We start from the raw sequence: 6,871 nt of genomic DNA, 5'->3' as shown, positions 1-6,871 counted from the left end.
CTTTGCGGCCCTATCGCCGGCAAGCCAGCTCCCACAGGTACAGCGTTGCTCTCGAGGTGTCGCTGTACCTGTGGGAGCGGCCTTGTGTCGCGAAAGGGCCGCGCAATGGGCTGCATGCGGTGATGCAGCGGATGGCGGAGCTGGCGTCCAACCGTTGAATCGGTGCTGGCCTCTTCGCGGGCTCGCCCGCTCCCACAGGACCTTCACCTTTCTGAAGAGAGATGCAGTACCTGTGGGAGCGGGCAAGCCCGCGAAGAAGCCCACGCGGTCTATTCAGGCTTGACCCGCTCCGAAGGCCGCCGGGCCCCCGCTACCAGTTTTTCCACCGCCTTGCTCGCCGCCACCATGCCAAAGGTCGCGGTCACCATCATCACCGCGCCAAAGCCACCCGAGCAGTCCAGCCGCACGCCCTCACCCACGAAGCTTTTCTGCAGGCAAACGCTGCCATCGCCCTTGGGGTAGCGCAGCTGTTCGCTGGAGAACACGCATGGCACGCCATAGTTGCGGCTGACATTGCGCGAGAAGTTGTAGTCGCGACGCAGGGTGGAACGCACCCGCGAGGCCAGCGGGTCGTTGAAGGTCTTGTTCAGGTCGGCGATCTGGATCTGTGTCGGGTCGATCTGCCCACCGGCGCCACCCGTGGTGACGATGGCGATCTTGCGCCGCCGGCACCAGGCAATCAGCGCCGCCTTGGCCATGACGCTGTCGATGCAGTCGATCACACAGTCGAGGTTCTCGGTAATGTACTCGACCATGGTGTCGCGGGTGACGAAGTCGGCCACTGCATGCACCGTGCACGCCGGGTTGATCGCCCGCAGGCGCTCGGCCATGACCTCGACCTTGGGCCGCCCCACCTGCCCTTCCAGGGCATGGGCCTGGCGGTTGGTGTTGCTGACGCACACGTCGTCGAGGTCGAACAGGGTGATCTCGCCCACGCCACTGCGGGCCAGCGCTTCAGCCGCCCACGAGCCTACCCCGCCAATACCGACCACGGCCACATGGGCCTGGCCCAGACGGTGCAACCCCTGGTCGCCATACAGCCGGGCAACGCCGGCGAAGCGTGGATCTTCTGTGCTCATGTTCATACCCCAAAAAACCGGCGCGCATTATATGCCAGCGGGCCCATGGCCTGCATCGTTAGGAAAGAGACTATCAACCCTGCTTTAATGTCCTATCACTTCGACACATATGGACGACAATGTCTTCACGTAAATTCGGCCTGAACCTGGTCGTGGTCCTGGCCATCGCCGCGTTATTCACCGGGTTCTGGGCACTGATCAACCGCCCGGTCTCCGCCCCCGCCTGGCCAGAACAGATCTCTGGATTCTCGTATTCACCGTTCCGTCTGGGCGAAAGCCCGCAGAAGGGCCAGTACCCCAGTGACGACGAGATGCGCCAGGACCTGGAGCAGTTGAGCAAACTGACCGACAGCATCCGGATCTACACCGTGGAGGGCACCCAGGCGGATATCCCGCGCCTGGCCGAGGAATTCGGCCTGCGGGTGACGCTGGGCATCTGGATCAGCCCGGACCTGGAGCGCAACGAACGCGAAATCGCCACGGCCATCCAGCTGGCCAACACCTCGCGCAGCGTGGTGCGGGTTGTGGTCGGCAACGAGGCACTGTTCCGCGAAGAAGTCACCCCGGAAAACCTGATCAAGTACCTGGACCGGGTACGCGCAGCGGTCAAGGTGCCGGTGACCACCAGTGAGCAGTGGCACATCTGGAAGGAAAACCCGCAGCTGGCCAAGCACGTCGACCTGATTGCCGCGCACATCCTGCCGTACTGGGAGTTCGTGCCGATGAAGGATTCGGTCGAGTTCGTGCTCGACCGCGCCCGCGAACTGAAGCACCAGTTCCCGCGCAAACCCCTGCTGCTGTCGGAAGTCGGCTGGCCGAGCAACGGCCGCATGCGCGGCGGCGCCGATGCCACCCAGGCCGACCAGGCCATCTACCTGCGTACCCTGGTCAACACCCTCAACCGCCGTGGTTACAATTACTTCGTCATCGAGGCCTACGACCAGCCGTGGAAGGCCAGCGACGAAGGCTCGGTGGGCGCCTACTGGGGCGTGTACAACGCCGAACGCCAGCAAAAATTCAACTTTGACGGCCCGGTGGTGGCGATCCCGCAATGGCGTGCCCTGGCGGTGGCCTCGGTGGTGCTGGCGATGATTGCCCTGATGGTGCTGTTCATCGACGGTTCGGCCCTGCGCCAGCGCGGCCGCACCTTCCTGACCTTCATCACCTTCCTGTGCGGGTCGGTGCTGGTATGGATCGCCTACGACTACAGCCAGCAATACAGCACCTGGTTCAGCCTGACCGTGGGCGTGCTGCTGGCCCTCGGCGCGCTGGGCGTGTTCATCGTGCTGCTGACCGAGGCCCACGAACTGGCCGAGGCGGTATGGATACACAAGCGCCGGCGCGAATTCCTGCCGGTGCAGGCCGACAGCGCCTACCGGCCCAAGGTATCGGTGCATGTGCCGTGCTACAACGAGCCGCCGGAGATGGTCAAACAGACCCTGGATGCCCTGGCCGCGCTGGACTACCCCGACTACGAAGTGCTGGTGATCGACAACAACACCAAGGACCCGGCCGTGTGGGAGCCGCTCAAGGTCCATTGCGAGAAGCTCGGCGAGCGCTTCAGGTTCTTCCACGTCGCGCCCCTGGCCGGTTTCAAGGGCGGCGCACTGAACTACCTGATCCCGCACACCGCCAAGGACGCCGAAGTGATCGCGGTAATCGACTCGGACTACTGCGTCGACCGCAACTGGCTCAAGCACATGGTGCCGCACTTCGCCGACCCGAAGATTGCCGTGGTGCAGTCGCCGCAGGACTACCGCGACCAGCACGAAAGCGCCTTCAAGAAGCTTTGCTACAGCGAGTACAAGGGCTTCTTCCACATCGGCATGGTCACCCGCAACGACCGTGACGCGATCATCCAGCACGGCACCATGACCATGACCCGGCGCAGCGTGCTGGAAGAGCTGGGCTGGGCCGAGTGGTGCATCTGCGAGGACGCCGAACTGGGCTTGCGGGTATTCGAGAAGGGCCTGTCGGCCGCCTATGCCCACAACAGCTACGGCAAGGGCCTGATGCCCGACACCTTCATCGACTTCAAGAAGCAACGCTTCCGCTGGGCCTACGGCGCCATCCAGATCATCAAGCACCACGCCAGCGCCCTGCTGCGCGGCAAGGGCAGCGAGCTGACCCGCGGCCAGCGCTACCACTTCCTGGCCGGCTGGCTGCCGTGGATCGCCGATGGCATGAACATCTTCTTCACCATCGGCGCGCTGCTGTGGTCGGCGGCGATGATCATCGTGCCGCACCGGGTCGACCCGCCGCTGATGATCTTTGCCATTCCGCCGCTGGCGCTGTTCTTCTTCAAGGTCGGCAAGATCATCTTCCTCTACCGCCGCGCGGTAGGGGTGAACCTGAAGGATGCCTTTGCTGCGGCGCTGGCCGGGCTGGCGCTGTCGCATACCATTGCCAAGGCAGTGCTGTACGGGTTCTTCACCAGCAGCATGCCGTTCTTCCGCACACCGAAGAACGCCGACAGCCACGGGCTGCTGGTGGCGATTTCCGAGGCGCGGGAAGAGTTGTTCATCATGTTGCTGCTGTGGGGCGCAGCGCTGGGCATCTACCTGGTACAGGGGCTACCGAGCTCGGACATGCGCTTCTGGGTGGCAATGTTGCTGGTGCAGTCGTTGCCTTATGTGGCGGCACTGGTGATGGCGTTCCTGTCTTCGCTGCCCAAGCCTGGGGAAAAGGCTGCCGAGGCGCAGCAGGCCTGAGATTGCCGGGGCTGCTTTGCAGCCCATTCGCGGGCACGACCGCTCCCACAGGTCTGTCACCGACATTCAGAGCTGTGCAGTACCTGTGGGAGCGGGCGTGCCCGCGAATGGGCCGTGCCGCCTGAAACCATTTGATATAAGATAACGCCCCTCAGATTTCCCCGCCTTGCCTTGCCCCGGAGTCCCCCATGACGGCCCCTGCCGAGCTCTCGCCTACCCTTCAACTGGCCTGCGACCTGATCCGCCGCCCCTCGGTCACCCCCGTCGACGCCGACTGCCAGGCGCAGATGATGAACCGCCTGGGCGCCGTGGGCTTCCAGCTCGAGCCAATGCGCTTCGAGGACGTCGACAATTTCTGGGCCACCCACGGCAGCCAGGATGGCCCGGTGCTGTGCTTCGCCGGCCACACCGACGTGGTACCCACCGGCCCGGTGCAGCAATGGCAGCATGAACCGTTCGAAGCGCTGATCGATGCCGACGGCATGCTCTGCGGTCGTGGCGCCGCCGACATGAAAGGCAGCCTGGCCTCCATGGTGATTGCCAGCGAGCGCTTCGTGCAGGACTACCCGGGCCACCGCGGCAAGGTCGCGTTCCTGATCACCAGCGACGAGGAAGGCCCGGCCCACCATGGCACCAAGGCCGTGGTCGAGCGCCTGAAAGCACGCAACGAGCGCCTGGACTGGTGCATCGTCGGCGAACCCTCCAGCACCACCCTGCTGGGTGACGTGGTCAAGAACGGCCGCCGTGGCTCGCTGGGCGCCAAGCTGACCGTGCGCGGCAAGCAGGGCCATGTGGCCTACCCGCACCTGGCGCGCAACCCAATCCACCTGGCCGCACCGGCCCTGGCGGAACTGGCGGCCGAGCACTGGGATGAAGGCAATGCGTTCTTCCCCCCGACCAGTTTCCAGATCTCCAACCTCAACTCTGGCACCGGCGCCACCAACGTGGTCCCGGGCGAGCTGACCGCACTGTTCAACTTCCGCTTCTCCACCGAGTCCACCGTCGAAGGCCTGCAGGCGCGGGTGTCGGCGATCCTCGACAAGCATGAACTGGACTGGTCGATCGACTGGGCACTGTCGGGTCTGCCGTTCCTCACCGAACCGGGCGAATTGCTGAGCGCCGTCTCGGCCAGCATCAAGGGCGTCACCGGCCGCGACACCCAGCCGTCCACCAGCGGCGGTACTTCCGATGGCCGCTTCATCGCCACCATGGGCACCCAGGTGGTCGAGCTCGGCCCGGTCAACGCCACCATCCACCAGGTGGACGAGCGGATCCTGGCCAGCGACCTCGATTTGCTGACCGAAATCTATTACCAGACCCTGGTCCGGTTGCTCGCCTGATGCTCGCCTGCCCTCTTTGCCAGGCACCGCTGAGCCGGCTCGACAACGGTGTGGTGTGCCCGGCCGGCCACCGCTTCGACCGCGCCCGCCAGGGTTACCTGAACCTGCTGCCGGTGCAGCACAAGAACAGCCGCGACCCGGGTGACAACCAGGCCATGGTCGAAGCCCGCCGCGATTTTCTCGACGCCGGCCACTACGCGCCGGTGGCGCGCCGCCTGGCCGAGCTGGCCGCCGAGCGCCAGCCCGGTGCCTGGCTGGACATCGGCTGTGGCGAGGGTTACTACACCGCGCAGATCGCCCAGGCCCTGCCGGCTGCCGACGGCTACGCCCTGGACATCTCCCGTGAGGCGGTCAAACGTGCCTGCCGCCGCGCGCCCGAGGTTACCTGGATGGTCGCCAGCATGGCCCGCGTGCCGCTGGCCGACGCCAGCTGCCAGTTCATCGCCAGCGTGTTCAGCCCGCTGGACTGGGCCGAGGCCAAGCGCCTGCTCAGCCCCGGCGGCGGCCTGATGCGGGTCGGCCCCACCAGCGGCCACCTGATGGAGCTGCGCGAAGTGCTCTACGATGAAGTACGCCCGTACGCCGACGACAAACACCTGGCCCTGGTCCCCGAAGGCATGGCCCATGCCCACAGCGAAACCCTGGAGTTCCGCCTGAGCCTGGCCGCGCCCAAGGCCCGCGCCGACCTGCTGGCCATGACCCCGCACGGCTGGCGCGCCAGTGCCGAAAAGCGTGCCCGGGTGATCGACCAGCCCGAGCCGTTCGAGGTCACGGTTTCCATGCGTTATGACTATTTCGTGCGCCAAGACTGAGCACACCCGGAGCCCTTATGCGCCAACCTGATATCGAGATCTACCTGAAGGACGCCGACGTCGACCACAAGCAGATTGCCGAGTGGCTCGCCCAGGCAATCGGCCCATGCAGCGAATGGAAGCAGAAAGGCCATACCTTCAAATGCCAGGCCGGTAACATTCCGGTCACCTGGTTACCCAAGGCTGTAGGGAAATGGAACAGCCTGTACCTGGAAAGCGACCAGACGCCGTGGGCCGATGACGTTGCCTGCGCCCGCGCCGCATTTGCCGCACTGGGCGTGGAAGTGCGCTGCGCGCCGGGTGGCTGGGTGGAGGAAGATGGGGAAGAAGATGCCGACCGCTGGGTCCGCATCAGCGCCGACGGTGAAGAGGAAATCACCTGGCGCACCTGAATGCACTGCATTCTTTGTGGGAGCCCGGCTTGCCGGCGATGCAGGCAACACGGTGCCTGGCACCGGCTTCGCCGGTGATCGCCGGCAAGCCAGCTCCCACAACAAGCCTTACAGCATGAGGCTCAGAGGCCTACCACGTCCTCGGCTTGCAGGCCTTTCTGGCCCTGCACGCAGGCGTATTCCACCCGCTGTCCTTCGACCAGGGTACGATGCCCCTCACCGCGGATCGCCCGATAGTGAACGAATACATCCGCACCACCTTCGCGCTGAATGAAGCCATAACCCTTGGCATCGTTGAACCACTTTACATTCCCAGTCTCACGAGACGACATCTGAACTACTCCGGATTTTTATTGTGAAGATCGCCTTGCAGACACAGAGTCCCTCCCTGTGTCGACGCCGCTTGCGCAAATATCTTGCAAGTGGCAGGCCGAGTATATGACACAGAACAAAAAAATTTGATGACCGTCGCGCCGTTCGGCGATTTTTGCTGAACTTGCGCGGATACGGCAGACTAATTGGCTGGATACCCACCTG

At 64.5% G+C, this 6,871-nt stretch carries 6 protein-coding genes; 4 read left to right on the top strand and 2 right to left on the bottom strand.

The genetic code is table 11. The annotated features are described in order from the left end of the window. Positions 1–269: 269 nt before the first annotated feature. A complete protein-coding gene (gene tcdA, locus B2790_RS07520) occupies positions 270–1,079 on the bottom strand; it encodes a tRNA cyclic N6-threonylcarbamoyladenosine(37) synthase TcdA (RefSeq protein ID WP_166674220.1) in 810 nt (269 codons plus the stop codon). Between the two features lie 119 nt (positions 1,080–1,198). On the opposite strand from tcdA, the gene B2790_RS07515 reads away from it, so the two are divergent. The 4 genes from B2790_RS07515 (at position 1,199) to B2790_RS07500 (ending at position 6,334) form a co-directional block, all read left to right on the top strand. Next, the gene (locus B2790_RS07515) at positions 1,199–3,790 is read left to right on the top strand and encodes a glycosyltransferase (protein ID WP_286918558.1); all 2,592 of its coding nucleotides are present in this window, start codon (positions 1,199–1,201) and stop codon (positions 3,788–3,790) included. Positions 3,791–3,978: 188 nt separating this feature from the next. Next, positions 3,979–5,130, top strand: coding sequence for a succinyl-diaminopimelate desuccinylase (gene dapE, locus B2790_RS07510; RefSeq protein WP_085618288.1), 1,152 nt, complete (start codon positions 3,979–3,981; stop codon positions 5,128–5,130). After that, the gene (locus B2790_RS07505) at positions 5,130–5,942 is read left to right on the top strand and encodes a putative RNA methyltransferase (protein WP_025337963.1); all 813 of its coding nucleotides are present in this window, start codon (positions 5,130–5,132) and stop codon (positions 5,940–5,942) included. The genes dapE and B2790_RS07505 overlap by 1 nt, the downstream gene beginning before the upstream one ends. A gap of 17 nt (positions 5,943–5,959) precedes the next feature. Then, positions 5,960–6,334: a hypothetical protein gene (locus B2790_RS07500; protein ID WP_003257701.1), complete on the top strand. Its 375-nt coding sequence runs from the start codon at positions 5,960–5,962 to the stop codon at positions 6,332–6,334. A gap of 122 nt (positions 6,335–6,456) precedes the next feature. On the opposite strand, the gene B2790_RS07495 is transcribed toward B2790_RS07500, so the two are convergent. Beyond that, positions 6,457–6,666: a cold-shock protein gene (locus B2790_RS07495; protein WP_003252255.1), complete on the bottom strand. Its 210-nt coding sequence runs from the start codon at positions 6,664–6,666 to the stop codon at positions 6,457–6,459. Positions 6,667–6,871: the final 205 nt, after the last annotated feature.

Origin of the sequence: Pseudomonas sp. UBA6753 (genome assembly GCF_002453565.1) — a bacterium.
GTDB classification, from domain to species: domain Bacteria; phylum Pseudomonadota; class Gammaproteobacteria; order Pseudomonadales; family Pseudomonadaceae; genus Aquipseudomonas; species Aquipseudomonas putida_Z.
This window is presented reverse-complemented; position numbering and strand designations above follow the sequence as displayed.